Origin of the sequence: Legionella tucsonensis, from assembly GCF_001468035.1 — a bacterium.
Lineage (GTDB): Bacteria > Pseudomonadota > Gammaproteobacteria > Legionellales > Legionellaceae > Legionella > Legionella tucsonensis.
This window is the reverse complement of sequence record NZ_LNZA01000001.1, coordinates 2099258-2124143: the sequence shown is the minus strand read 5'-3', so window position 1 is coordinate 2124143 and position 24886 is coordinate 2099258. Positions and strand designations below refer to the sequence as shown.

Here is a 24886-nt window from a genome sequence, read left to right as displayed (position 1 = left end):
AAGGTAGCCTGGGTGCATAAAAAAGTTGTAACCCGGGTTTGTTAGGTTTGCAATCTTCAGGGTTTTCAACTCGCTGCACTCAGGCTACATGTTTATAATCAGAGTTTATTTATGAGTATTATTTCCCTTCATAGCGTCTTCCTCAATATTGCGGGTAATCAGTTATTAGATAATGCAGATTGGCAGATCCAACCTCAGGACCGCATTGCTTTGGTTGGACGAAATGGAGCAGGAAAGTCCACTTTGCTTAAACTTTTATTGGGGGATTTAGTTCCTGATAGCGGTCAAATCAATCAGCTTTCTGGATTGCGAGTTGCTGGATTGACACAGGAAGTTCCAATTACTGAAGAAGAATCTGTCTATCACTTTCTAGTGAAAAGTCTTGGTGAAGTAGGAGAAGTTTTATCGCGCTTTAATGAATTATCTCAGTTAGGTGATGTGGATAAATTAGCTTTGTGCCAGCAACAAATGGATAATTTACATGCTTGGGATAAATTACCACAAATTGAGACTATGGCCAGTCGTTTAGGCATAGCCACTAACGAGCGCATGAATAACTTGTCAGGGGGCATGAAACGACGCGTGCTTCTGGGTGCGGCACTCATAGCAACCCCAGATTTATTACTGTTGGATGAACCTACAAACCATTTGGATATTGAAGCAATCGAATGGTTGGAGGCTTACTTAAAGAGTTTCAAAGGGGCTGTACTCTTGGTTACTCATGATAGAGAATTTTTAAGCCAGGTATCCAAGCGGATAGTGGAAATTGATAGAGGAAAACTGTACCAGCATGATTGTAACTATGAAACTTATCTGGACAGAAGGGAATCTATTCGTCTTGGCGAGCAAAAGCAAAACGATTTATTTGATAAAAAACTGGCTGAGGAAGAGGCATGGATCCGTACAGGAATTAAAGCGCGACGAACACGTAATGAAGGACGGGTTCGCGCATTAAAGGCACTGCGTGTGGAATATAAGGCGCGCCGTAATCAATTGGGTAAAGTCAAATCATTCTCTCTCGATGTAACGCGTTCGGGTGCCGTTGTTATCGAAGCAAACCAAGTGAGCTATAACTTGGGAGATAAAACAATTTTACACGATTTTTCCTTACTGCTAACTCGGGGGGATAAGCTTGGAATAATTGGTCCAAATGGATGTGGTAAAACGACTCTCGTCCAGCTATTGCTTGGGGAATTACAACCAGATTCTGGACAAATAAAACTTGGTACATCTTTGAGTGTCGCTTATTTTGATCAATTGCGTCGTCAATTGCATGAAGATCAAACAGTTATGTTTAATGTGGGTGATGGTGCTGATTATGTAACAATTAATGGCAAGCAAAAACATGTTGCCAGTTACTTGCGTGAATTTTTATTTTCACCTGAGCGTTTTAATCAACCGGTTTCAGTACTTTCTGGTGGAGAACGAAACAGATTATTATTAGCTAAACTGTTTGCCAAACCAGTAAATTTGTTAGTAATGGACGAGCCTACTAATGATTTGGATATTGAAACTTTGGAGCTCCTTGAAAGTATGTTAATTGACTATCCTGGAACTTTAATATTAATTAGTCATGATAGAGCATTTATTAATCAAGTCGTTACCAGCGTTCTGGTTTATGAAGAAGCAGGGCAGTTTAATGAATTTGTTGGAGGCTATGATGAATATAAAATGCATAAAAAACAACAACAGCGAGACCAGATAGTAAAAACACCTGTTGTGAAACGAAATCCTGCAATAAACAAATTAAGCTTTAATGAGCAACGTGAACTGGCGCAATTACCACAAAAAATTGAACAGCTAGAAGCAAAAATAGCCGAATTACATTTACAAATGGCTGAGCCCAAATTTTACCAACAAGATGCCCAGCTGATTACAAAGATTAATCAAGGTTTGGCTGACGATGAGGATTTACTAACACGACTTTATACGCGATGGGAAGCATTAGAAAATGTTGAAAAAAGGAACAAATAAATGTTATTAACACTGGCTTTGGTTGTTCTTTTGAGTTCAATTGTAGTTTTCTTTTCAGATGAGTTTATTAAGTCATTTAATAAGATCTTTGCTATCAAAGGAGCTAAATTATTTATACCGTTGTTTGCTGCCTCTTGGTTAGTTTATACGTATAACTTTTGGGTTTTATGGGCAATTTTTTATGTACGTGAACTATTGCATATAGTACAGAATTTTTTAGTGAGTATCATGCCTTTACAGAAGGGGGCGGTTCCAGTTGTACTGGTATTCATGCTGACTTTTCTTTCCGTACTTCCAGTTCTTATTCTTGATATTTTTTCACGAAGAAAAAACTTCAAGGGATATCAGTACCCTTATGTAACAAGTGCACTAATTTGGTTGCTATCTGTTTTTTTGTTAATCATTATATAGTCTTTATGTAAAGAAATGTAATTATTTTGTAAAGATTTGTTGATTTTGTTAATAAAACCTTAAGTTTTCTTTTTTATACTTCTTGTGCCAAGTTTGGAATTTAATAAAAACATAAAGGAGACTAAAGTGGAATTCGGCAGCAAACAACATCATCATGATCGAGTTACTCGTGGTACTACTCATCAGCATGGGCATAAACCGCCATATCATCCCCTCTATCCTCAGATAACGCCCACTCACAATCATGTAGAGGTTCGTACTCCTTCTCGCGGATATAATAGTTATCGACATAATCATCATCATCATAATCACAGTTATTCTTCTACTGGTCGTGGTGGACGTATCTTATTTGTTGGATTCTTTATCCTTTTACCCATTGTGGTTATTGCTGCGATTCTTAGTTCGACTCTTGGCGCGATGAGTCTAACTACGGCATCGCTAACTGCTGCTGGAGCTGGTGCTGCAGGCGCGATGGCTTTTAGTGCATCGATTTTTGGTATCGGTGCGCTTGTACTTTATGGGGCTCTGGGATTAGCTTATTTATATTCCAGTGCTAAAGAATGCTACAGCACTGACAAGAACGTGTTTGATATGATTAAATCACGTGTTGTGAATGAAGATGGACTGAGCTTTAAAGGGATTATGAAATCTGTGGGCTCTGTATTGTGGTCTCCATTTTTACTCATGGGTGGTTTGTCGGGTATGGCAATTAAAGCTGCTGTAAATGTTTGTGCTTCAACCCGTTCGGAGTCGCCTACAGAAGTAAGCATTGAAATGAAAGAATCCTATAAAGGGATGGGCGAGTATGGTTTAGGCTCACAGCCATCTAAGAGCAGTCAACGAGAAGATGAACTGCCTGTTCATACTGATTTGTATCATAAAACTCGAGAAGGCAGTGAAAAAGAGCATCATCTGTTAGACTCTCAAGTTTCTTTTCCTTTATACCCTACACTAATTAGTTCGAATTAGTAGCGGTTTTTGCCGCTGTTTGCGGTGGATTTTTTCAATAGTTTTTTTGGGTTCTTTATTACAGAACCCAAAAACCAAATGAATATTCTAAACAATTAAAATCTTTGAACTTTAATCCTCTATGCATTGTTTACAATAATAAGCAAATAGAGATTTCTCCTTGGCTGTATCCACTTTTTCCTTCCAAAATGGCCTATAATTTGATCAAGATGCTTTTTTGGGGGGGTATTATATGACCTCTAATCGATCGGAAACTCCTAAGCGTACTACAGAAACTGTTACTTCAATGTGGCAAGAGCTAAATGAAGCAGAACAAAAACTTATGGAGGGGCGTCTGCAGCAATGGTTTGCAGATATAGAAAAAGGTAACAACCCCAACAATACTGGAACAACTCCCTATTTAGCCACTCAATTTCTTTCGCGTTTTGGACTAAAGAATGCCTCAGAGGTGTTTTATTTTCTTAAAACTGCCGGAGGGAAAGAAACAGTTACTATGATAGCCCGAGAACTGATGAAAAAAGAGGAGCAAATTCAATTAATTAGAGAACAAAATGAAGAGGCACTACGAAAGCGACAACATACAGTTTTTCTTCTTATGGGATTAATTGCAGAGAGGGAAGCTTTAGCTAAAAATGTAGATCAACTTTTTAGACTCGAAATAGAAAAGCAACTTTCAAAGGAGAAACATACTGAGCATAAAGAAACAATTTCTAGTCATACTCCAATAGAAATTATAGAGGCTATGATCTCCAACTATCTTAAGACCATTCACGCTCTAGATGTAGAACTGAATAAATTGGAAGAGCAATTAAATCAGGTTGAAAAAGAATTGATTGCTATTGAAGAGGAAGAGGAGGAGATGGAAGCCTATCATGAGGAGCTTCATACGCATATCGATATACTGGATAATTACTTGGCACTGCCTATTTTAACTAATCCTCAAGAACATCCTGCTGCTTTTGTTGAACGTAGACGTACTCTTTTGATGCAAGATCTTGAAAGATCTAGAGAACAAGAGGCATTCCATAGAAATACACTATCTGAAGATCCTAAGACTCAGGAAATGACACGAAACCGTATTAGCCGACGCATTAGAACAATTGAGCATGAACTCAATTTTCATCAAGCTCATCTAAGCCAAACTGCCACAAACTATGAGGAATTATTTCGTTTGGCTCTAGAACAAACGCGATCTAGAAGACAAGAGCTTAAATCACAGCACTCTTCTCCAGGACAGTTGGACAGTGAATTAGAAGGTTTACAATTACGTGAACAAGGATTGGTTTCCGCGTTAAAGGTTATGAGAAATAAGAAAATACTCCTTAACGATAAATTGGAACAAGTTTTTGATTTTTCTCAAGCCCGTTTTATTGTTAAACATGAGGAGGCAAAATGCCTTATTCAAAAAAATGATGGCACATATGCTCTTATCCCTAAGGATATGGATCCTAAAAAATTGACTCCGGATCAATGGGAGCAAGCTAAGCGGAATTTTGATCAAGAAAAAGAGCGCATTCAAACTCCCCGCTTTAATTTTATGGAAAAGATACAAGAAAATTTGCAGAAACAAATTCAACGCAAAGAACAACACCTAAGCCTAAGAGAAATATTACAAGTTCAAAGATCAGAAATGCATCGTGCCAGAGAAAAAATGGGAGAAGCTTTAAGTGTTGCTCAAACTCGAAAAACAACATTATTAGGCAATAATCCTCGTTTGCCGCAAAGACCTTCTCCACAACCTGATCCTACAAGCTATACGCAAATGATAGAAAAATTTGAATCTTTGATATTAAAAGCTCCCAAAAAAGAGGATATCGAAAAAGTTCGAGCTGTTGTCAAAACTTCATCAATATCATCTGAGAGCAAAGGAGAGCTTAATAAATTAATTGATGAGGTCATCCCAGGGGAAATTAAGCCGCAACCAGAAAGGCTTAAATGGTTATTCGGCGCCAAACAAACAATAAGGGATACATTGACCAAGCCAGAAGTCGATCCAACTAAAACGATTAAGTAACCCGTTTAACGAAGCGCTTCTTCTGGTAATGTAATTTCTAGATATCCCTATTCAATAGAGATGATGAATGTCTGCATTCCGTGTATAATGACGGCAATTTATTTTCAGGTTGCTCTATGAATAAACAGGATTTTTACTTTGATTTACCTCCAGAATTAATTGCGCAGTATCCTTTGTCTAAGCGCAGTGATTCACGTCTTTTAATTTATAATCGTCAAAAAGGCGAATGTGGCCATTATCAGTTTCGCGAAATAGCTGATTTTTTAAATCCTGGTGATTTACTAGTTATGAATGATTCCAAAGTGATCCCTGCTCGGCTTTATGGTCATAAAAATACTGGCGGAAAAGTTGAGTTATTAGTGGAACGTATTACTGATGAATTCACTTTTCTAGCTCATATTAAAGCCAGTAAAGCTTTAAAGGCCGGGTCAATTATTAAATTAGAGCACAATAAAGAAATCGAAGTCCTTGATAGGAAAGATGATTTATTTATATGTAAAGCGAATATGGACGTTTTGCAACTATTGAATGGAATAGGGCATATTCCATTACCTCCCTACATTACCCGAAATGATGAAATTTTGGATCAGGATCGTTATCAAACAGTCTATGCAAAATACGAAGGCTCTGTTGCAGCGCCTACGGCTGGCTTGCATTTTGATGAATCTGTATTATCCAGCTTACGCTCAAGAGGAGTTGCTGTAGCTTACCTCACTTTGCATGTAGGAGCAGGAACATTTAGACCTGTTCGTTGTGACAATATCAAAGAGCACAAAATGCATAGTGAGCAATTCACAATTAGTCCGGAATTATGTGCCGCTGTACACGCTACAAAGGCAGCCGGAAATCGAGTGATTGCAGTAGGTACAACCACTTTGCGCAGTCTTGAGAGTGCGGCGCAAGATGGAGTATTAACCGCATGCAGCAAAGATACAGACATCTTTATTTACCCTGGATATGAGTTTAAGATTTGCGATGGGTTAATGACTAACTTTCATTTGCCTGAGTCTACCTTGCTCATGCTGGTTTCAGCTTTTATCGGCCACAAACAAGCAATGATGCTTTATCAAGAAGCAATCGAAAAAAGATACAGATTTTTTAGTTATGGTGACACCAGTTTATTGTTGTAATCAGGAGATCAGGAATGTTGGCTGCAATAAAGAGTTTTATACCTGTTTTAACTTCAGAGGCAGGTTTATGTCTTACAACGGCAAATTGGCAAGAAGTAAAAATAACAGCGGCATCCTATTCTTTGGAGCATTTGTTGTATAAGCCAGGCCAGGATTTACTTGAAAAAATATCTGATTTAGCTCTTTATTTGGCCTGTCCTGGGGCACAGGTTATTAATGCAATGTCGCTCATAGCCAATAAGGAAAAAGTTTATATTTTCAAATCCCCTTATGATGGCTCTAGAGTCAAACTTACTGCTGAGAAGTTAATCGAACTTATCCATCACATAAAACCTAATGCAGTCATTTTACCTCAAAATATTCTGCGCGATTTTCCACAAATCTGGGATAATTGGAATGATGCAATTGTTCCATTTATTGATGCTAATGATTTAGAAAAATATGAGGTAGTTACGTCACATGGGGTTTATTTTAATGTTTTGGATGAGCTGAATTGGGAGCAATTAGAGCAATGGTCTCATTTAACACGTTATATTATAGGACGTTTTGATCCTGAGCTAATTAATCGTTTGTATGATAAAGGAATAGAGTTTATTGAGACAGATGAGCCCGCACAAGCAGCGACTCAAGGAAAAGTTTACAGCCAGGAAGGTATTGTGAATTTAACGGATTCAAAAACACGGGTGCAATTTGAAATGATTGATGCAGATTGTGTTTGCCCCACCTGTTCACAACAATTTACGCGAGCTTATCTGCATCATCTATTGCAACACACTCCTCTATTATGTCAGCGATTTTTAATTCAGCATAATGTATTTTATGTACAAAACTTTTGTTCTTTTTGATGGGGGGGTTGAGCCGGGGGCACTACCATTAAATTAAGGAAAAAACTGTTATTCCCGCGAAGGCGGGAACCCAGTTCTAACAAGGTACAGACTTAAGAATAGATTCCCATCTTCGCGGGAACGACAAAAAATCTTTAATTAAATGGCTCGACCCGCCCGGGGGAGGGGATTTTTATAATATTTGACAGTTTTCCCCATACAAGATAGCATTACCAACAATTTGATGGCGCGGGGTGTCGTGATAAACGTCTGAGAAATACCCGTTGAACTTGATCTGGTTCGTACCAGCGTAAGAACGCCTTAGTCTGTATTCATTTGAGCGATTGATTTCCTAGAAAGTCCTTTCTATTGACTATTTTAAGAATCATTAATGAATAGGTTCTCGGAATACAGATCCATATCTTCAATTAGGCCTTCATTCGATATCTTTTGCCATCCTTTATTTTATTAATTAATACAAGGAGTCATGGCATGAGCGCATTATCAACAAGAACAACTTTATTACTTAACTGGTATGCAAACCCTTATCATACCCCAATTTTTGTTGCCCATTTATTAGGGTATTATCAACAAGAAGGCATAAAACTTGCGATTTTGGAACCTGGTGATCCCAGCGATGTAACCGAAATTGTGGGTATGGGACATGTTGATTTTGGAGTCAAGGCCATGATTCATACCTTGGCTGCTCGCGCAAAAGGCTATCCTATTACTTCAATTGGGACTTTGCTGGATGAGCCTCCAACAGGTCTTATTGCCCTTAAATCCAGTGGTATTAGCTCATTTCAGGATATTGTCGGTAAACGAGTAGGTTATATTGGTGAGTTTGGCAAAATAATTATAGATAATTTGGCAAAATTAGCCGGCATTGATCCCAAAAGTTATGAAACAGTGCGCATCGGTATGAATGTTACGGATGCGATTTGCCGCGATATCATTGATACGGGCATTGGTTTTATTAATTTTCAGAAAGTTGAACTAGAACATTTACTTGGTGAAACTGTATTTCTGCGTCTGGATCAGCTTGCAGGTTTAGGCTGCTGTTGCTTTTGTTCCATTCAATTTATTGTGCCGGAACGCATGTTGAAAAATCCTGAGGCAATTAAAGGATTTCTCAAAGCCACACAACGTGGAGCTGCTTTTACCACCGAAAATCCAGATGAAGCTTATGAACTTTTATGTCGTATGAAACCTCAATTGCGTACTCCCATGTATCATAAAATATTCATCCGCAGTTTACCCTTTTTTTCACGCACACTTTTAAATGTGGAGCGTGATTGGAATAAAGTAGGCCGATTTGGGAAACATTTAGAAGTAATTGATGAGACTTTTGCAGTAAATGCTTGTTATACGAATGAGTTACTACCTAAGATACCTTATTCTGATTTGGAACCTATCGCGTGTTGTGTGGGTGAATAAAAAATAATTGTAGCCTTGTGGTGTCACTGCCATTAAGTTAAAGATCTACGTCCCGCGGACAAGCCGCGGGACGTAGCGGGAAATACAATGCCCATCTTGTATGAAAAAAAGCCGCTTTCACCCCAGGCTATTGTTGAGAGATTCTAAAATGAAAAATGCTGCTGTTGTGGGTGCGGGAATAATGGGGTGTTTGTTAGCTTTGCGCTTACAAAACGAAGGATGGCAAGTAACATTATTTGAAGCGGAAACTTCTTTTAATAATTGCAGCAATGCAGCAGCAGGTCTTTTGGCGCCAATGTCTGAGCTTGATAAGGCGGAGCAAGTGATTTTCAATTTGGGAATGGAGTCGGTCGAAACATTATGGACATCCATTCTAAATCAATTATCAGAATCCATATATTTTCGTCAAAAAGGAAGTCTTGTGGTGCACCATCCACAAGATAGAGGCGAATGGCAGCAGTTTAGTGCTAGAATTGTTAGTAAATTAAGCGATTCGTGCTATCAGTTGCTCACTGAAGATGTACTAAGTCAGCTTGAGCCAGAACTTTGTCAATTTAAACGAGCCTATTATTTCCCTAAAGAAGCACAGATTGATAATCAGACTCTGTTGCCAGTACTTAAGAATCATCTTTGCAAGCAGGGTGTTACTTGCCAAGATCATACCTTTGTTTCTTCCGTCTATCCGGGGAGAGTAGAAGCAAGAAAAGAATCGCATCTATTTGATTTTGTTTTTGATTGCCGAGGTTTAGGAGCAAAAACCTCTTTTTCACATCTGCGTGGACTTCGCGGGGAGCTTGTTTGGCTGCATGCACCTGAAGTTCGGTTACAAAGACCTATTCGGTTCTTACACCCCAGGTATACTATTTACATTGTACCGCGTCCCGATTCTCATTATCTTATCGGCGCGAGTGAGTTGGAATCAGAAGACTCCAGTCCGATTTCGGTACGTACAACGCTTGAATTATTAACCGCCGCATATTATGTGCATCGAGGTTTTGCCGAAGCACGAATAATTAAGACGGTGACCCATTGTCGTCCGACTTTAGTACATCATCAGCCCCGCATAAAATATGCGAAGCAATTTATTGCTGTTAACGGTCTTTATCGTCATGGATATTTAATTGCTCCGGCATTAGTAGAGGAAATTCTACGTGGATTAAACAGCAATCAACACGATATTTGTTATCCTGAGCTTTGGGAGGCTTATTTATGATTATTTATGTAAATGATAAACTATTAACGCTTGATACGTCCTGTACGCTGCAGGAAATGCTTGCACAAAGAGAAGGAACTGCGGCGCATGTAGCAATCGCAATTAATAATCAATTTGTTCCTAAATCGATGTTTTCTAGTACCATCTTGTGCGAAGGAGATCGTATCGATCTGATTGTACCGATGCAGGGAGGATAGCTATGTGGTCTTTAGCAGATAAACTTTTAACAAGTCGGTTGCTCTTGGGAACAGCGGGTTATCCATCACTTGAGGTGATGACTCATGCTGTTCAAGCCTCTAAAACCAACGTGATTACTGTATCGTTAAAACGACAAATACCTGGTGATTTTGGCACGAATTTATTTTGGCAAACTATCCAATCTTTGGATTGTTATTTACTTCCCAATACTGCGGGTTGTCGTGATGCACAAACTGCAATAACTACAGCTGAAATGGCACGTGAACTTTTTCAAACCAAATGGATTAAATTAGAAGTAATTGGTGATGATTACAGCCTGCAGCCTGATCCCTTTGAATTGTTGCATGCGGCAACCGAATTGGTAAAACGAGGATTTGAAGTTTTTCCATATTGTACGGATGATTTGGTTTTATGCCAGCGTTTAATTGATTGTGGTTGTCGGATTTTGATGCCGTGGGCAGCTCCTATAGGCTCTGGAAAAGGAGTGCTCAATCCCTTTGCTTTGGAAACTTTACGCCAGAGATTACCGGATGTCACATTAATTGTTGATGCCGGGATTGGCAAGCCATCTCATGCGACTCGTATTTTAGAGTTAGGTTTTGATGCGGTGCTGTTGAATAGTGCGGTTGCTACATCAACTCATCCTATAACTATGGCTGAGGCTTTTTCACATGCGGTCATAGCAGGACGAGGTGCTTTTGAAGCAGGCCTTATGCCTGAGCGAATAACAGCACAATCTTGCACCCCTCTGATTGATACACCATTTTGGCATCAGGAGTCCGCATTATGAGTACTGTCTGGACCAATACTGAAAATGAAGCGGATAGGCAAACTGTTAGAGGGTTGGGCCTTGAACTTCAAGCACAGCAATTTTATGAAGATGTCCAACCTGCTGCTATTAAAATTAATGGGGAAATTTCTTCTGAGGACTTTCAGCTTCTCCATCATTATTCTGGTCCAGTGGTTTTCGATTTTACTTTGTCTTCAGCCCAGCATAGTGATGAAAAGAATTTAAGCGACTCAGGATTTTCTTTTGCAGATGTTTTGGTGCTGAATACGCTTGAAGCCGAGTTTATTTTAAAACGCAAAATTATAACGCATCAATCCGTTCAAGAGGCTGCCCATGAGTTATTAGCTTATGGCCCTCAAAGTATCTTTCTCTTAGGGCGGCATCTACAGAAATCTTCGTGGGAACATGATTATTGGACAAACGGTGTTACTTCATTTTGGCTGACCCAAAATCATTGTTCTAACACAGCAGAGTATCCAGAACTCCGCACGGCTTTCTCCGCAGCAATTACAGCATCATTGGCTCTTGGTTATGTGCTTAAAGATGCACTCATCATAGCAAAAATGTATGTACATCAAGCAGTACGTCGAGCCCAAACCGGTGTGTATTATGGTAATTTTCCGGAAAATGAAATAGATTTGCCTTATCTTTCATCTGAGCCATTATATGGAGCCCCTAAGCCATTTAAACCATGTCATCGAATAGGTCTTTACCCTGTAGTTGATTGTTTTTCCTGGGTGGAAATGTTGTTGAATCTTGGGATAAAAACCATTCAATTGCGAATTAAAGAAAAAACAAAAAATCTTGAAGAGGAGATACGGCGAAGTATTGCTTTGGCGAAAAAACATCACGCCACTTTATTTATTAATGATTACTGGGAAATGGCTTTAAAATGGAATGCAGAAGCAGTGCACTTAGGACAATCAGATCTAGATACTGCAGATATTGATTTAATTAGAAAGCAGGGGCTTTTACTGGGGGTGAGTACTCATTGTTACTACGAAGTTGCACGAGCTCATGCTCTTAATCCTTCATACATTGCAATTGGTCCCATTTTTCCGACAATCAGCAAGAAAATGCCTTTTACAGCGCAAGGTATTGCATCCCTACAACGCTGGAAACGGACTTTAAATTATCCTTTGGTTGCAATAGGTGGAATTAATATTGAGCGCATGCCTGATGTGGTTGCTACAGGGGTTCAAGGTGTAGCGCTTATTTCTGCAATTACTCACGCAAAGGATCCACAAAGTACAACCAAACAACTTTTGAGTTTTATTGACACAAGTCACGTATAAGGAACTCTAATATGACTGTTTTATCGGAGTTAGAACGTTATTCTCAACAAATCAAATTAGGAGAAATTGGCATTCAAGGACAAATAAAACTGCAAAAAGCAAAGGTATTATGCATTGGTGCAGGTGGCATTGGAGCTGCTCTACTTCCTTATCTTGCTGGCGCAGGAGTAGGAACAGTAGGGATTATTGATGGTGATCTCATAGAAGAAAGCAATCTGCATCGACAAGTTCTTTACCAGGAAACGGATGTGGGTAAAACAAAGGCTGATGTTGCAAAAATGAAAATACATGCTTTAAATTCCAGCAATACCATTCACGCTCATGCTTTTCGTTTAACTGCTTGTAATGCAGAAGAAATTATCGCTCAGTACGATCTTGTGGCCGATTGTTCCGACAATTTTTATACGCGTTATCTTGTTCATGATACATGCTATCGTTTAGGAAAACCGTATGTTTATGCAAGTGCTTATCAATTCAAAGGACATTGCTCTTTATTTTATGGGCAAGAGAATCCTTGTTTACATTGTTTGTTTCCGATTATTCCTGACATGAGCGGCGCAAATTGTCAAAATGGAGGTGTTTTAGGTACTCTTCCTGGATTATTGGGACTTTTGCAGGCTACAGAAATTATCAAATGGATTACTACAAGTAGCGCGTCATTACTGAATCGATTGCTTTGTGTTGACTTGCTCACTATGGAAATAAAAAAGATTCAGTTGATTAAAAACGAAGAATGTCAATTTTGTGTTCTTGGTGAAGCCCTAGAGGCTAGTGCTTTTTGTATTCCTTCTGATGAGATGCAGTCTTTTACCATTATGCGGGAAGATTTGTCACATTTTTTGCAAGAAAACCCTGAGCTGCTCTTATTGGATGTACGCACAATGGATGAACACCACTATAAAAATTTAGGTGGAAAATTAATTCCTTTGGCTGAGTTACCTATGCGTCTTGATGAGCTTGATCCTTTAGAGCCTATCCTTATTTATTGTCAGTCAGGTCAAAGAAGTCAGCGAGCTGTAATGTTATTAAGAGAAGCGGGATTTCGCACGGTTTATCATTTGGCTAATGGAATGGATTCATTATCTGGATGATCTCTGGGTGAAGTACATCAATGTAAATGTATAGGATGAGTCATACCTGTTTTAGATTTCATTTTGCACCGCTCTTGAAAATTATAGTCCAAAATAGGGGCTAATATTATCAAAAACTGTTTTAATTTACGCTTGGATTCATTTACCTTAAGAGCAATTCACTATATGATGTCACGCGATTACCAATAGTAGATTAAAGGAGACGATATGAGTTTTTTTATTAGCGATGCTCTGGCAGGAGCGGGGACAGCAGCGCCTCAAGCAGATGGATCTTTTTCGCTCATTATGATCGCCGCTATTTTTGTGTTGTTCTACTTTATGTTGATTAGACCTCAAAACAAAAGAGCAAAAGAACATCGCGAATTAATAAATCGTTTAAAGAAAGGTGATGAGATTGTTACCTCAGGCGGTATGTTAGCTAAAGTAGTGAGTTTAGATGATCAATACATTAAGATCAGTGTCGCAGAAGGTGTAGAGATTAATTTACAAAAAAGTGCGGTAAGTACTGTATTGCCCAAAGGCACTATAAAATCGCTTTAAGAAAGCATAGGGACACGGAAATGCAAAATAAATATCCTCTATGGAAAAACCTAATGCTGATTATTATTGCGGTTGTTGGGTTTATTTATGCCATACCTAACTTATATACAGAAAATCCTGTAGTACAGATTTCATCTGAAACACCTGTGGATTATGATGAATTAAAAAATCAGGTAGAAGATATTTTAAAAAAATATGATCTGCCTTATAAATCGCTCATCACTCAAAATGAAAGAGTTGAGGTTGTTTTTTCATCGACTGACTCACAGCTGTTAGCTCGCGATACCATCAAAAATGCTTTGGGATCTCAATACACTGTAGCACTGAATTTAGCCCCATCTACACCACGTTGGTTGGATTCAATTCGTGCTGCCCCAATGAAACAAGGTCTGGACTTACGGGGTGGAGTGCATTTTCTGTTAGAAGTTGATATAGACAGTGTTATTAGCCGTCGTTATGAAGGAATAATGAAAAATATCAGTCAAGAGTTACGTGAGCTTGGCATTCGATATACAGGTATTCGTTATATAGCAGACAAAGGTGTTAATTTACGCTTCCGTGACAGCGAGTCCCTGGATAATGCTTATTTGGGCTTAAAGGAAAAAATTCCTGATCTCATTTTTGTAAGAAACAAAACAGGCAATGAAATTCTGGTATCGATTTCACCTATCGAATTAAACAAGATGCGCCAAAATACGATTGAGCAAACAATGAGTATTTTACGTAACAGGGTTAATGAGTTAGGTGTTGGCGAAGCAGTCGTGCAACAACAGGGAGCAACTCGTGTTGCTGTTGATTTACCTGGAATTCAAGATGCGGCACGTGCCAAGCAAATTCTTGGCGGGACTGCGACCTTACAATTTTACCTAGTAGATCAGGACAATGATCCGCAAATCGCGAAACAAACAGGCGCTATTCCCGTCAATGATAAATTACTCATGATGGAGGGGCGTCCTATTCTGTTAAAAAGACAAGTGGTACTGAGTGGTGATTCAATTACTTCGGCAGTTTCCAGTTATGATCAGCAATCAGCAACTCCAGCGGTACAAATACAACTTGGCGGGGGCGGTGAAAGTTTGTTTACCAAAGTTACTCGTGAGAATATTGGTAAACGCATGGCCATTGTTTATGTTGAGACAAAAAATACCATCCAAACTGTAAATGGAGAAGAAAAAAGAGTTACTCATAGAGAGGAGCGCGTTATTAGTGCTCCAGTGATCCAAAATGCTTTGGGTAATAATTTCCAGATTACTGGTCTTGCCGACAGTAAAGAAGCAAGTAATTTGGCTTTGTTGCTTCGAGCTGGAGCTTTGCCTGCTGCGATTTATCCAATAGAGGAGCGTACAGTAGGTCCAACTTTAGGTAAAGAAAATATCCGTAGAGGTATTGTTTCTTTGCAAGTTGGTATGGGATTAATTCTAATCTTGATGTTGATTTATTATCGCTTTTTCGGACTCATTGCTAATATTGCCCTGTTGCTTAACCTTGTTTTGCTCTGTGCTTTATTGTCTCTGATTGATGCAACGCTGACTCTTCCGGGTATCGCAGGAATTGTGTTGACGGTAGGTATGGCTGTAGATGCAAACGTACTGATTTATGAGCGCATTCGTGAGGAATTGCGGCATGGATTATCACCTCAAGCGGCAATTAGTGCAGGATATGATCGTGCATTTGCTACGATTCTTGATGCAAATGTGACTACGTTAATCGTAGCAATTATTTTATTCGCTGTGGGTACAGGACCAGTACGTGGATTTGCAGTAACGCTTTCTTTAGGGTTATTAACCTCTATGCTCACAGGTATTACTTACACTCGGGGGATTGTAAATTGGTATTATGGTGGCAGGGTTGTTAAGAAACTGTCTATTGGTATTTAAGGCGAGGCTCAGATGGAATTTTTTAATCCAAATTCAAATGTGGACTTTATGGGGGCTCGCCGTTGGACGGCGATGCTCTCCATATTAATTTTTGTGCTTTCTATAGGCGCTTTAGTGATTTATGGCTTGAAGTGGGGACTTGATTTTACTGGCGGAACTCAAATTGAAGTTTCTTATTCTTCTGCTGCAGATTTACCCTTAATAAGGGAAAGTCTGAGTAAGGCAGGATTTAAAGAAGCTCAGGTTGTGAGTTATGGTACTTCCAAAGATGTATTAATTAGTATCGCTCCTAGAGAAAATAAAGAACAGGCTCGTTTGGTTGATCAAGTCATGAGCGCTCTGCCAGGTGCCGTAAAGCAAAGAGTAGATTTTGTTGGGCCGCAAGTAGGACAAGAATTAGCAACCAAGGGAGCCTTGGCTGTTGTTGTTTCTTTGTTAGCGACGATGATTTATATTGCTATGCGTTTTGAGTACCGGCTTGCAGTCAGTTCTGCTGTTGCGCTGGTGCATGACCCCGTGTTGATATTGGGTATTTTTGCTTTTTTCGGTATGGAATTCGATTTGAAGGCACTGGCAGGTTTGTTGGCAGTAATTGGTTATTCTCTAAATGATACCATCGTGGTTTTTGATAGGGTACGCGAGAATTTTATTAAGGTTCGTCGCGCAAGTTCTATTGAAATTATGAATATTTCAATTAACCAAACTTTATCACGTACTATCATGACCTCTGTACTCACACTTTTTGTAGTACTTGCGCTTTTTATCTACGGCGGCGAAGCCATACGTGGATTTTCTCTGGCATTGATCATTGGTATTTTAATCGGCACTTATTCTTCTATTTATGTTGCTGGAGCTTTAGCTGTAGCTATGGGACTGGATAAAAAGGACTTTATGCCTAACCAGCGCAAAGAAGTTGATAGTCGTCCTTAATCTGTAGCCTGGGCTGCGCCATCCAGGCTTTTTTTATAGTGGCGATTTCCAATATAAATGGAACCATTCAATTTTGATTCAGAAAATGTAACCCTGGGTAGGGCTGGGCCCATTTATACCAGTGAGAATGTTGATTCTGAGTCCACTTCATCATCATATTTTTGAGTTTCCTTTTTTTTCTCTGGCTCTTGTTGCACTTCAGTTGATTCCTGTGTTTTAGCACGAGCTTCTAATTCTTTTTTTAATTCCTCAATTATTTCAGAGGGAATATGCACTGGTTTTTCAGAATCTTTTATTTCTTCTCCTTCAATGCGAATTTCACCTCCATCAGTTATTTCAAGAATTTTTTTGGTACAGCCTGGAGGTAACGCATTCTCAGGAACTAATTGAATAGGAATACCTGCAACTATTATAGCCCCATCAACAATACGTATCCCATCAATTGGAGCAAGTTGAGATGATTTACTGTAGTAACGATTTATTAGAGAACAAATAGACCAGAGTAAATTATATGCTGCATCAAAAGGAAGTCCTACTCCTATCCCGATGCCTTGTCCCAGATATCCTCCTGCTGTACTCATAATATGGGCCAAACTTATTGTGCAAAAAGAAGTGAACAGTTTCGTGGCAATTACTGGCGCCAAAAGAGCAACCCCTGTTGGTCCGGCCGGGCTAAAAACTAATAAAGTACTTCCAACCAACGCTGTTAATTGAACTCTGGGAGATACTGCGGAGGTAGAGTTACTTATTCCTTCCGCTAATACGACGCCCACAGTAGCTCCTGCATAAGCCAATGTCGTGCCGAAGAAGGGTTGGGTGATTGAAATTACAGGAAAATTTGTGAATTGATCTTTAGCCTCTTTTGTACGAGTCATTTCTTTTAAAAACGCTGTGAACTCTTTCCATTCTTTTTCAGAAAATGGTCTGAATCCATTTTTTTCTAACGCGGCATTAGTGTGTTCAAGAGCATTTGGGGTTTTTATGAGTCGCTCTGCAGTCAAAAAACACGTTTCTTTATCTTCATCATCGAGATAATTTTCAGCAGTTATTCCTAAGTTGTCGTCGATAATCCGATATAAGACAGAGTTTCGCTTTGAACTTCCAATTTGAGATTGTACATACAGGCAAGCAGCGAGCATAAATCGTGTTGCAATGTTGTATACTTGACGTTCAGCTGGGGTTTTGATGTCCTCTTCATTAAGCAAATGTATTTTAAGTAGTACTTTCACTTTTTCTAAGAATGAAATTTGCTTGTTCCTACTGACTACATCAGTTCCTCCAAAAAAAATTGGCGTACCTATTATTGACGGTTTTTCGTTCAAATCAACTTTTTTTTCCGCTTCATAAGTTTTACGTAAATTGTCAAATTTTGCGATACATCCTGGCGCAAGAATAAAGTGCATGATATCCCCCTTCCAATGGCATTTTTTATGTGTGATACATGTGTAATTCCTTTTTGCATATTTTATCTTACTTCGTAATTGTATAAATGCAATGTTATTTGATTATTTTTTACTAAATTGCTTCAATATATTGAAGGCTTTAATTTTATTTAGTAATTAACATATTGAAATGATGCATTTTTTCTGGATTATGATACTTTTAACTTAATAATAATTATTATTATAGGTTTTGGGGTGCAAGTAAGGTAGCTTGGGTGATGCGGAGCCATAAGCCAGGCCACTAGCAGATGAACGATATTTTCGGAGTCATGCTTACATCTACCAGACTGTATTTTTACGGGAACAGAGAAGGTGATTGAATTGATAAATGAGATGAAAAAAGTAAGTTTTATCGAAAGGCTGAAACATTTATTTCTACTTCTTCGTGTACCCCACTGGGCGAAAGCAGTCTTTGTGATGCTAGGATTTTGTTACTCACCTATTCCTGGATATTTTATACCTGCTTTACTAGCTTCTTTGGCTTTTTGTCTTATTTCAAGCTCTGTTTATATCTATAATGATATTGAAGACAGAGCTGAGGACAGTTTGCATCCTCATAAACGACATAGGCCGTTAGCAAGTGGAAAAGTTTCTCTATCTGAAGCGATTTTTATGTTGTTTTTGTTGCTGCTTACGGGGCTTACTTTGGGTTGGTTGATTTCTAAAAAACTGGCTATAATTCTCTGCGTTTATTTAGTAATTAATATTGCGTATAACCATCTTTTCAAACTTATCCCTATCATAGATGTACTTTGTATTGCCGCAGGATTTATGTTGCGTGTGTTAGCGGGTACTTTGGGTATTGGTTTACCCATTTCTACTTGGTTAATTATTGCTGTGACGTTACTTAGCCTTTTTATCGCTTTAAACAAAAGACAAATGGAGATGCAATTAGGCTTAAAGCATGCGACACGTAAGGTATTGAAAAAATATAATTCTTTCGTACTTCATTGGCTGATTGTAGCCATAGGCCTTGCCAGTTTCATTACATATGTTTTTTACATCGTTTATGCTCGAGATGAGTCTTTTTATTTTATGCTAACAGTACCTTTTGCAGCAATTGCATTGTGGCGTTTTGCCTGGCTGGCAAGGCAAAACATTGAGAACGATGACCCAGTTATTGTTTTTTTGAGCGATCAATTGTCACGAATTAATCTTTGGTGCTTTGTGATTTTGACCTTTATGGCTTTAGCTCAATGAAAGCTGGTGTGCGTTGGTATGACAGCATTCTCATTTTATTATTTATTTATTTATTTGTTCTTCAGATACAAGCGATTTGGCCATTTACCATCGATGATATGTACATCTCCTTGCGTTATGCGAAACATTGGGCTGATGGAGAGGGTATAGTCTGGAATGTGCATGCACCTCCAGTGGAGGGATATTCCAATTTTAGCTTTGTTGCACTGGGCGCTTTAACAATTCTATTAAAAGGTGACCCTGTCACTGCCTTAAAAATGGCTGGATTAGTAGGACTGTTTTTTACTTGTTACTTCATTTATTTAATTAGCAGATTTTGGTTTTCCAGACGTGAATCACTTCTTCCGTGCGTCGCATTATTATTCTATAAGGGACAGATTATATGGGCAACCAGTGGCTTGGAAACTGCTGTATACGAGTCACTTGTATGTGGCGCTGTGTATTGTAGCCTTAGAGGAATGGGGTACAATCTTTTTCCTGATTCACGTAGAGTTGCAGTGAGTGCTTATTTTGTAGGTGCTGGGATTTTTCTTGCACTGGCTGGAATGACAAGACCAGAAGCTCCTGCATTAATGATTCTCTTTTTTATCCTGATTTGTTGGGATAGGCCTATAAAAGATACACAACGCTACTGGCATGGAGTTGTCCTTTTTTGTTGCACATTAGTGTCGTTGTATGGGCCTTATTTTTTTTGGCGTCTTATATATTTTGGATATTTATTCCCTAATTCTGTTTATTGTAAAGGACTATCTGAGGAGCATACTTTTTCTTTGGATGCCCATTATCTCAAATTAATTTTGCCTTTGGCATCTTTAGCTGTACCTGCCTGTGTTAAGTCCAAAGACAAACGACATTATTTTTTATGGTTACCTAGCCTTATCTATCTGATAATGTTAATCGATTCAGATCCTGTTGTGGCTTTTGAAAATCGACTCTTTTTACCTGTTTTCGCTCTATTCCTTCCTTTGCTTGTACAAAGTATTTACGTGATAGTGCGCTTTTTTAGGAAAAAAATAGATTTTATTTTTACATTGTTGTTTTATTCAAGTTTTTTTATAATTTTGTTTCTTTTTATTCCAGTGATGAGTTTGGCAGATTATCATTATTTTAGTCAAAATCCAGTTAAAGGCGAACAATTACGCAGTAAGGTAGTAGATTGGTTAAACAGTCATGCTTCGGCTGGAGATTGGGTGGTTTTAGCAGATAGCGGGTTAATTCCTTATGCCAGCAACTTAAGCTATATTGACTCGTACTGCTTAAATAATTTAGAAATGGCTCATTATCCTGTGCAACGCAAGTATGAGCAATTTTGTAAGAGTGTTTTGCATAAAAAACCAACAATTATCATTTTAACTTCGCTTATTGAACAAGACGAAGTAATATATACACCGAGTGATGTTTGTTTAAAAGCTGAGTTGAGCAAATATCCTAATTACAAATTAAGTAAAACTTATGTAAGTATTAGTCGCGACTCGATTTATCGCTATGAAATATATGAAAGCTCCCCTATGTCTTCACCAAAAGAGATAAATTTAGATTAGGGTTTACCATGGTTAGAGTCATTTTTTGATGAGATACACTTCAACATAGTGTACTATCTCACTAAGTAAGATAATAAAAATAAGTAAAGGATGAGCTTTGTATGAGACACAAAATGTCAGCGCTGTTGCAAAAATTACATAAAAAAACACCGGTTTTTCTGTGTGATATTTTTGCTATCCCCGCTGCATGGTATGCAGCGTATTGGTTGCGTTATAATATGCAGCCCTTTCCTAAAATATTGACTTCGTCTGATTCTATAGTTGCCTTGACTTTGCTAACAGTGATTCAAGTGTTCTGTTATTTTTATTTCAAGACATACTGTGGCTTGTGGCGCTTTTTTTCATTAAACGATGTAGTTCGAATTTTAAAAGCCACGCTGACTTCTACAGTGTTGGGAATTTCCGTTTTATATGTAACTTCAATACTGCATGGGCTTCCTCGTTCTGTATTTCCATTATATTGCATGATCTTAACTACTATTCTTTGCAGCTGCAGAATGTTGAGAAGAATTTATTGGGATAAGCGAGCCAGAAGTCATAAAGCAACTGAAATTAAACGTGTGCTTATTATTGGTGCAGGTATGGCCGGCGAGGGACTCGCTCGTGATTTAAAACGCTCCAATCGATATAAACCTGTAGGTTTTATTGATGATAATTTAACAAAACGTGGTTTAGAGGTTCATGGGATACCAGTTTTTGGAACTACCAGTAAAATTACCGAGTGTGTTCATAAGTATAAGATTGATCTGATTTTTATCGCGATTCCTTCAGCAAGTTCTTCAGTGATGCGACGAATCGTAACCTGTTGTGAAGAAAGCCAAACTCCATTCAGTACACTTCCCAGTCTTAATGCTTTAGCTTCTGGAAGAGTAGAGGTAAATGCATTAAGACCTGTCAATATAGAAGATTTATTAGGTAGAGATCAGGTTAATTTACAATGGGACCGGCTATCGGCAGGTCTTGCAGGAAAAAGAGTATTGGTTACTGGTGGGGGAGGATCAATTGGATCTGAGTTATGCCGTCAAATTTTAGCTCTTAAACCCAAGAGTTTAGCTATAGTTGAAAACAGTGAATTTAGTTTGTATCAAATAGAACTCGAGCTGAGGCAAAATTTTCCAGACACTCCTTTAGAGCTTAAGTTGATCAGTGTTACTGATGAAGTAGCAATTAATCATCTATTTGCGGATTTATTACCTGAAATCGTATTTCATGCTGCAGCGTATAAGCATGTTCCTCTTTTGCAAGATCAAATACGTATTGCTGTGTTGAACAACGTACTTGGAACTCAGATTGTTGCAAGGGCCAGTGTCTCAGTTAATGTTGAAAAATTTATTTTAATTTCTACTGATAAAGCAGTAAATCCGACCAATATAATGGGGACTACCAAGCGGGTTGCTGAGATTTATTGTCAGAATCTGGATAGAAGAGCTAAGACACAATTCATTACGGTTCGTTTTGGAAATGTTTTAGGCTCAGCAGGAAGTGTTGTTCCATTATTTCAAAAACAATTACAAAGTGGAGGCCCGATCAAAGTAACTCATCCTGAAATGCAACGGTATTTTATGACTATACCTGAAGCATGCCAGTTGATTTTGCAAGCTATGGTTAATGGAAAAGGCGGAGAAATTTTTGTTCTGGATATGGGGGAACCTGTTAAAATCAGCTATTTGGCTGAGCAAATGATTCGCCTGGCTGGGAAAGAGCCCGGGAAAGACATTATGATTGAATACATTGGATTACGCCCAGGAGAGAAATTATTTGAAGAGTTGTTCCATGAGTCAGAGCAATTGGCTTCAACAGAGCATGAAAAATTATTCAAGGCAAAAGTCCGTGAACTTAACTGGGAAGAATTAACCCAAACAATGCGTTTATTAAATACAGCATGTGAAGAAAATCAGGCTGATGAGTTATTTATTCTATTGAAGAGTTTGGTTCCTGAATTAAATACCAACAGTGTGATACCAGTAGCCTAATTACTGTTGCTGTGTATATTGAAAAAGAGGTTTTAAAATGATTGTTTCTTACGATGATTTCGCTAAAGTTGAACTACGTTCAGGTACAGTTGTTAAGGTCGAAGAGTTCCCTCGCACAAAGAAACCTGCATATAAAGTTTGGGTAGATTTCGGTAAGGATATAGGTATATTACAAACTTGTGCTCAAGTTACCGTGCATTATACACCAGAAAGCTTAATAGGACGTTCCGTAGTAGGATGTGTCAATTTGGGTGAAAAAAATATCGCAGGTTTTATTTCTCAATTTTTATTGGTTGGATTTTCTGATGAGAATGGAGCCATATGCCTAATAACTACCGATCCTAAAGTCCCTGATGGACAAAAGTTGCATTAATAAATTAGTGCTGATTGAAGTGCAGCAAAACCAGTTTTTTAAGTCAATCAAATAAGACCTAGGTTTTGCTGCAGCATATCCAGGCTACATAAACTACGCATATTAAACCGGGGGGAAAAGATCCTGAAACTTAACTCGAGATTTCAGGCGTAATGCTTTTTTCCTTTTCTTCGATAAATCAAAAAACTTATAGATAATTATAGGAACAATAAAGCTAACCATACCTATATAGAAAGCAAGCTTATAGGTAGGATCTTTATTTAGTACCAGAAAAAACAAAGCAAAACACATGAGTATGATGGCAAGAATTCCTGTGTAAGGGGAATAGGGCGTAACATAGCGAAGATTCGCAATTGTATATCCAGCTTGATATAATCTATTTCTAAAACGAATTTGTGATGTACATAAGGATATCCATGCCAGAGTTCCAGTAAATCCAGATACTAGAAGCAGAGCGATATAAAGCTGGGTTTGTCCGAAAAAGTAGCCTACCCCTAAAAGAATCCAGATGGTAATCAAGGTTGCAATGATTGCATTTTGAGGTACCGAATTGTGATTGAATTTGGAAAAAGTGTGTGGTGCCATACCATCACGTGCTAATGCATTTAATGCACGGACTGTTCCATAAAACCCTGAGTTAGCACAAGATAAAGTGGCACTTAGGGTCACAAAGCTTGTTACCGCACCTGCCCATTTAAGATTGTAATAATTCAAGGCTTCGGCAAATACAGAATTGGATAAACCGGCTTTTTTCCAGGGGAAAATTAACACCAGACAAAATACGGGAATGATATAGAGGAAAAGAATTCTTAAAGTTACATTTCGAATTGCGTGGGGAATCATACGCGCCGGGTTTTCTGATTCTCCAGCAGCAAGACCAATGATTTCAGACCCCTGATAGTTCACCAGCAAAAGAACCATTGCTGTTAACAAGGACATCGCTCCATTAGGAAGAAGTCCTCCATCACCTAAAATGTATCTGGAGCCAATAATTCCACTGGATTGTGGGCTATGAATTAAACCAAAGAAAATTAAAATAGCTAAAATAACAAAACCTAATAAAGCTAAAATCTTAATCAAAGCCAACCAAAATTCGATTTCACCAAATGTATCCACTTCAGCCAGGTTAATGTAGGTAATAAGTAAACCAAAACAGACAGCCCATATATAACCATTTATTCCAGTAAACATTTCCATAATTATCCCGCCCGCAACGCATTCAGCGGGGATATACGCTACCCAACTGATCCAATAAGACCATCCTACGCCACAGGCAACAGATGGAGATATAAAGTCAGCGGTATAAGTTACAAAGGAGCCCGAAATGGGGATAGCTACAGCAAGTTCTCCCATGCAAAGCATGGTTAGAAAGATGATCAATCCGCCTAGTATATAAGCTAGAAACACAGCAGGGCCTACCAGGTTGATTACCTCGCCTGTGCCTAAAAAATAACCTGATCCGATAATTCCTCCCAAGGCAATGAGTTGCACATGGCGATCTTTCAATCTTCGGCTATAGCCACTGTCTTTTACAAGTTTATCTATTTCCATCTTGCTCTTTTTCACGGGCTGTTTGTTTCTCACAGGTTGTCATACTTTTGGGTGACGCTATGTTATATTCATCTTTAATAATTTAAAACTAAATTTTTCCTATTTATACTAAT

Annotated in this window: 21 protein-coding genes and 1 riboswitch; of the genes, 19 read left to right on the top strand and 2 right to left on the bottom strand. The window is 38.5% G+C overall.

All coding sequences use genetic code 11. From position 1 onward, the window contains the following. The first annotated feature begins 111 nt into the window (after window positions 1–111). From Ltuc_RS09370 to secF, 15 genes are all read left to right on the top strand, one after another. Window positions 112–1974 carry an ATP-binding cassette domain-containing protein gene (locus tag Ltuc_RS09370; protein WP_058521004.1) on the top strand — a complete coding sequence of 621 codons (1863 nt, stop codon included), beginning with the start codon at window positions 112–114 and terminating at the stop codon, window positions 1972–1974. Beyond that, entirely contained in the window at window positions 1975–2385 is a 411-nt protein-coding gene (locus Ltuc_RS09365; protein ID WP_058521003.1) for a hypothetical protein, read from the top strand. Between the two features lie 126 nt (window positions 2386–2511). Next, window positions 2512–3354: a hypothetical protein gene (locus Ltuc_RS15590; protein ID WP_058521002.1), complete on the top strand. Its 843-nt coding sequence runs from the start codon at window positions 2512–2514 to the stop codon at window positions 3352–3354. Between the two features lie 232 nt (window positions 3355–3586). Next, window positions 3587–5368, top strand: coding sequence for a hypothetical protein (locus Ltuc_RS09355; protein ID WP_058521001.1), 1782 nt, complete (start codon window positions 3587–3589; stop codon window positions 5366–5368). 116 nt (window positions 5369–5484) lie between these two features. After that, window positions 5485–6498 carry a tRNA preQ1(34) S-adenosylmethionine ribosyltransferase-isomerase QueA gene (gene queA, locus Ltuc_RS09350; protein WP_058521000.1) on the top strand — a complete coding sequence of 338 codons (1014 nt, stop codon included), beginning with the start codon at window positions 5485–5487 and terminating at the stop codon, window positions 6496–6498. Between the two features lie 14 nt (window positions 6499–6512). Continuing rightward, window positions 6513–7343 carry a tRNA-guanine transglycosylase gene (locus tag Ltuc_RS09345; protein WP_058520999.1) on the top strand — a complete coding sequence of 277 codons (831 nt, stop codon included), beginning with the start codon at window positions 6513–6515 and terminating at the stop codon, window positions 7341–7343. A 219-nt stretch (window positions 7344–7562) separates the two neighbouring features. Then, a riboswitch (TPP riboswitch) is annotated at window positions 7563–7656 on the top strand. 158 nt (window positions 7657–7814) lie between these two features. Further along, entirely contained in the window at window positions 7815–8759 is a 945-nt protein-coding gene (locus tag Ltuc_RS09340) for an ABC transporter substrate-binding protein (RefSeq protein ID WP_058520998.1), read from the top strand. A 148-nt stretch (window positions 8760–8907) separates the two neighbouring features. Beyond that, window positions 8908–9972 (top strand): FAD-dependent oxidoreductase, encoded by a 1065-nt coding sequence (locus tag Ltuc_RS09335; protein WP_058520997.1) that lies wholly within the window; start codon window positions 8908–8910, stop codon window positions 9970–9972. Beyond that, complete coding sequence (gene thiS, locus Ltuc_RS09330) at window positions 9969–10169, top strand: sulfur carrier protein ThiS (RefSeq protein WP_058520996.1); 201 nt, start codon at window positions 9969–9971, stop codon at window positions 10167–10169. Before Ltuc_RS09335 ends, thiS begins: the two co-directional genes overlap by 4 nt. A 2-nt stretch (window positions 10170–10171) precedes the next feature. Further along, window positions 10172–10960, top strand: coding sequence for a thiazole synthase (locus tag Ltuc_RS09325; protein WP_058520995.1), 789 nt, complete (start codon window positions 10172–10174; stop codon window positions 10958–10960). Continuing rightward, window positions 10957–12255, top strand: a complete 1299-nt coding sequence (gene thiE / locus Ltuc_RS09320) for a thiamine phosphate synthase (protein WP_058520994.1) — start codon at window positions 10957–10959, stop codon at window positions 12253–12255. The genes Ltuc_RS09325 and thiE overlap by 4 nt, the downstream gene beginning before the upstream one ends. Before the next feature lie 11 nt (window positions 12256–12266). Continuing rightward, window positions 12267–13346: a HesA/MoeB/ThiF family protein gene (locus Ltuc_RS09315; RefSeq protein WP_058520993.1), complete on the top strand. Its 1080-nt coding sequence runs from the start codon at window positions 12267–12269 to the stop codon at window positions 13344–13346. 207 nt (window positions 13347–13553) lie between these two features. After that, window positions 13554–13886 carry a preprotein translocase subunit YajC gene (gene yajC, locus Ltuc_RS09310; protein WP_058520992.1) on the top strand — a complete coding sequence of 111 codons (333 nt, stop codon included), beginning with the start codon at window positions 13554–13556 and terminating at the stop codon, window positions 13884–13886. 20 nt (window positions 13887–13906) lie between these two features. Beyond that, window positions 13907–15763 (top strand): protein translocase subunit SecD, encoded by a 1857-nt coding sequence (secD, locus tag Ltuc_RS09305; RefSeq protein WP_058520991.1) that lies wholly within the window; start codon window positions 13907–13909, stop codon window positions 15761–15763. A 12-nt stretch (window positions 15764–15775) separates the two neighbouring features. Further along, window positions 15776–16693 (top strand): protein translocase subunit SecF, encoded by a 918-nt coding sequence (gene secF, locus Ltuc_RS09300; RefSeq protein WP_058520990.1) that lies wholly within the window; start codon window positions 15776–15778, stop codon window positions 16691–16693. 113 nt (window positions 16694–16806) lie between these two features. Here the strand turns inward: secF and Ltuc_RS09295 are convergent, their stop codons facing one another. After that, entirely contained in the window at window positions 16807–18096 is a 1290-nt protein-coding gene (locus tag Ltuc_RS09295) for a hypothetical protein (protein WP_058520989.1), read from the bottom strand. A 351-nt stretch (window positions 18097–18447) separates the two neighbouring features. On the opposite strand from Ltuc_RS09295, the gene Ltuc_RS09290 reads away from it, so the two are divergent. The 4 genes from Ltuc_RS09290 to Ltuc_RS09275 all read left to right on the top strand — a co-directional run bounded on the left by Ltuc_RS09290 (window position 18448) and on the right by Ltuc_RS09275 (window position 23222). Beyond that, the gene (locus Ltuc_RS09290; protein WP_058520988.1) at window positions 18448–19335 is read left to right on the top strand and encodes a decaprenyl-phosphate phosphoribosyltransferase; all 888 of its coding nucleotides are present in this window, start codon (window positions 18448–18450) and stop codon (window positions 19333–19335) included. Next, complete coding sequence (locus Ltuc_RS09285; protein ID WP_058520987.1) at window positions 19332–20876, top strand: protein LphB; 1545 nt, start codon at window positions 19332–19334, stop codon at window positions 20874–20876. The genes Ltuc_RS09290 and Ltuc_RS09285 overlap by 4 nt, the downstream gene beginning before the upstream one ends. Window positions 20877–20977: 101 nt before the next feature. Next, window positions 20978–22849: a polysaccharide biosynthesis protein gene (locus Ltuc_RS09280; protein WP_058520986.1), complete on the top strand. Its 1872-nt coding sequence runs from the start codon at window positions 20978–20980 to the stop codon at window positions 22847–22849. Window positions 22850–22886: 37 nt separating this feature from the next. Then, window positions 22887–23222, top strand: coding sequence for a tRNA-binding protein (locus Ltuc_RS09275; RefSeq protein WP_058520985.1), 336 nt, complete (start codon window positions 22887–22889; stop codon window positions 23220–23222). 102 nt (window positions 23223–23324) lie between these two features. Here the strand turns inward: Ltuc_RS09275 and Ltuc_RS09270 are convergent, their stop codons facing one another. Further along, on the bottom strand, window positions 23325–24773 hold the full coding sequence (locus tag Ltuc_RS09270) for an amino acid permease (protein ID WP_133138356.1): 1449 nt from the start codon (window positions 24771–24773) through the stop codon (window positions 23325–23327). Window positions 24774–24886 lie beyond the last annotated feature (113 nt).

Excerpts from the sequence above, each read along its gene's own strand:
- Ltuc_RS09370 (WP_058521004.1), top strand. The coding sequence starts at position 112 with ATGAGTATTATTTCCCTTCATAGCGTCTTCCTCAATATTGCGGGTAAT.
- Ltuc_RS09365 (WP_058521003.1), top strand. The coding sequence starts at position 1,975 with ATGTTATTAACACTGGCTTTGGTTGTTCTTTTGAGTTCAATTGTAGTT.
- Ltuc_RS09355 (WP_058521001.1), top strand. The coding sequence starts at position 3,587 with ATGACCTCTAATCGATCGGAAACTCCTAAGCGTACTACAGAAACTGTT.
- queA (WP_058521000.1), top strand. The coding sequence starts at position 5,485 with ATGAATAAACAGGATTTTTACTTTGATTTACCTCCAGAATTAATTGCG.
- Ltuc_RS09345 (WP_058520999.1), top strand. The coding sequence starts at position 6,513 with ATGTTGGCTGCAATAAAGAGTTTTATACCTGTTTTAACTTCAGAGGCA.
- Ltuc_RS09340 (WP_058520998.1), top strand. The coding sequence starts at position 7,815 with ATGAGCGCATTATCAACAAGAACAACTTTATTACTTAACTGGTATGCA.
- Ltuc_RS09335 (WP_058520997.1), top strand. The coding sequence starts at position 8,908 with ATGAAAAATGCTGCTGTTGTGGGTGCGGGAATAATGGGGTGTTTGTTA.
- thiS (WP_058520996.1), top strand. The coding sequence starts at position 9,969 with ATGATTATTTATGTAAATGATAAACTATTAACGCTTGATACGTCCTGT.
- Ltuc_RS09325 (WP_058520995.1), top strand. The coding sequence starts at position 10,172 with ATGTGGTCTTTAGCAGATAAACTTTTAACAAGTCGGTTGCTCTTGGGA.
- thiE (WP_058520994.1), top strand. The coding sequence starts at position 10,957 with ATGAGTACTGTCTGGACCAATACTGAAAATGAAGCGGATAGGCAAACT.
- Ltuc_RS09315 (WP_058520993.1), top strand. The coding sequence starts at position 12,267 with ATGACTGTTTTATCGGAGTTAGAACGTTATTCTCAACAAATCAAATTA.
- yajC (WP_058520992.1), top strand. The coding sequence starts at position 13,554 with ATGAGTTTTTTTATTAGCGATGCTCTGGCAGGAGCGGGGACAGCAGCG.
- secD (WP_058520991.1), top strand. The coding sequence starts at position 13,907 with ATGCAAAATAAATATCCTCTATGGAAAAACCTAATGCTGATTATTATT.
- secF (WP_058520990.1), top strand. The coding sequence starts at position 15,776 with ATGGAATTTTTTAATCCAAATTCAAATGTGGACTTTATGGGGGCTCGC.
- Ltuc_RS09295 (WP_058520989.1), bottom strand. The coding sequence starts at position 18,096 with ATGCACTTTATTCTTGCGCCAGGATGTATCGCAAAATTTGACAATTTA.
- Ltuc_RS09285 (WP_058520987.1), top strand. The coding sequence starts at position 19,332 with ATGAAAGCTGGTGTGCGTTGGTATGACAGCATTCTCATTTTATTATTT.
- Ltuc_RS09280 (WP_058520986.1), top strand. The coding sequence starts at position 20,978 with ATGAGACACAAAATGTCAGCGCTGTTGCAAAAATTACATAAAAAAACA.
- Ltuc_RS09275 (WP_058520985.1), top strand. The coding sequence starts at position 22,887 with ATGATTGTTTCTTACGATGATTTCGCTAAAGTTGAACTACGTTCAGGT.
- Ltuc_RS09270 (WP_133138356.1), bottom strand. The coding sequence starts at position 24,773 with ATGGAAATAGATAAACTTGTAAAAGACAGTGGCTATAGCCGAAGATTG.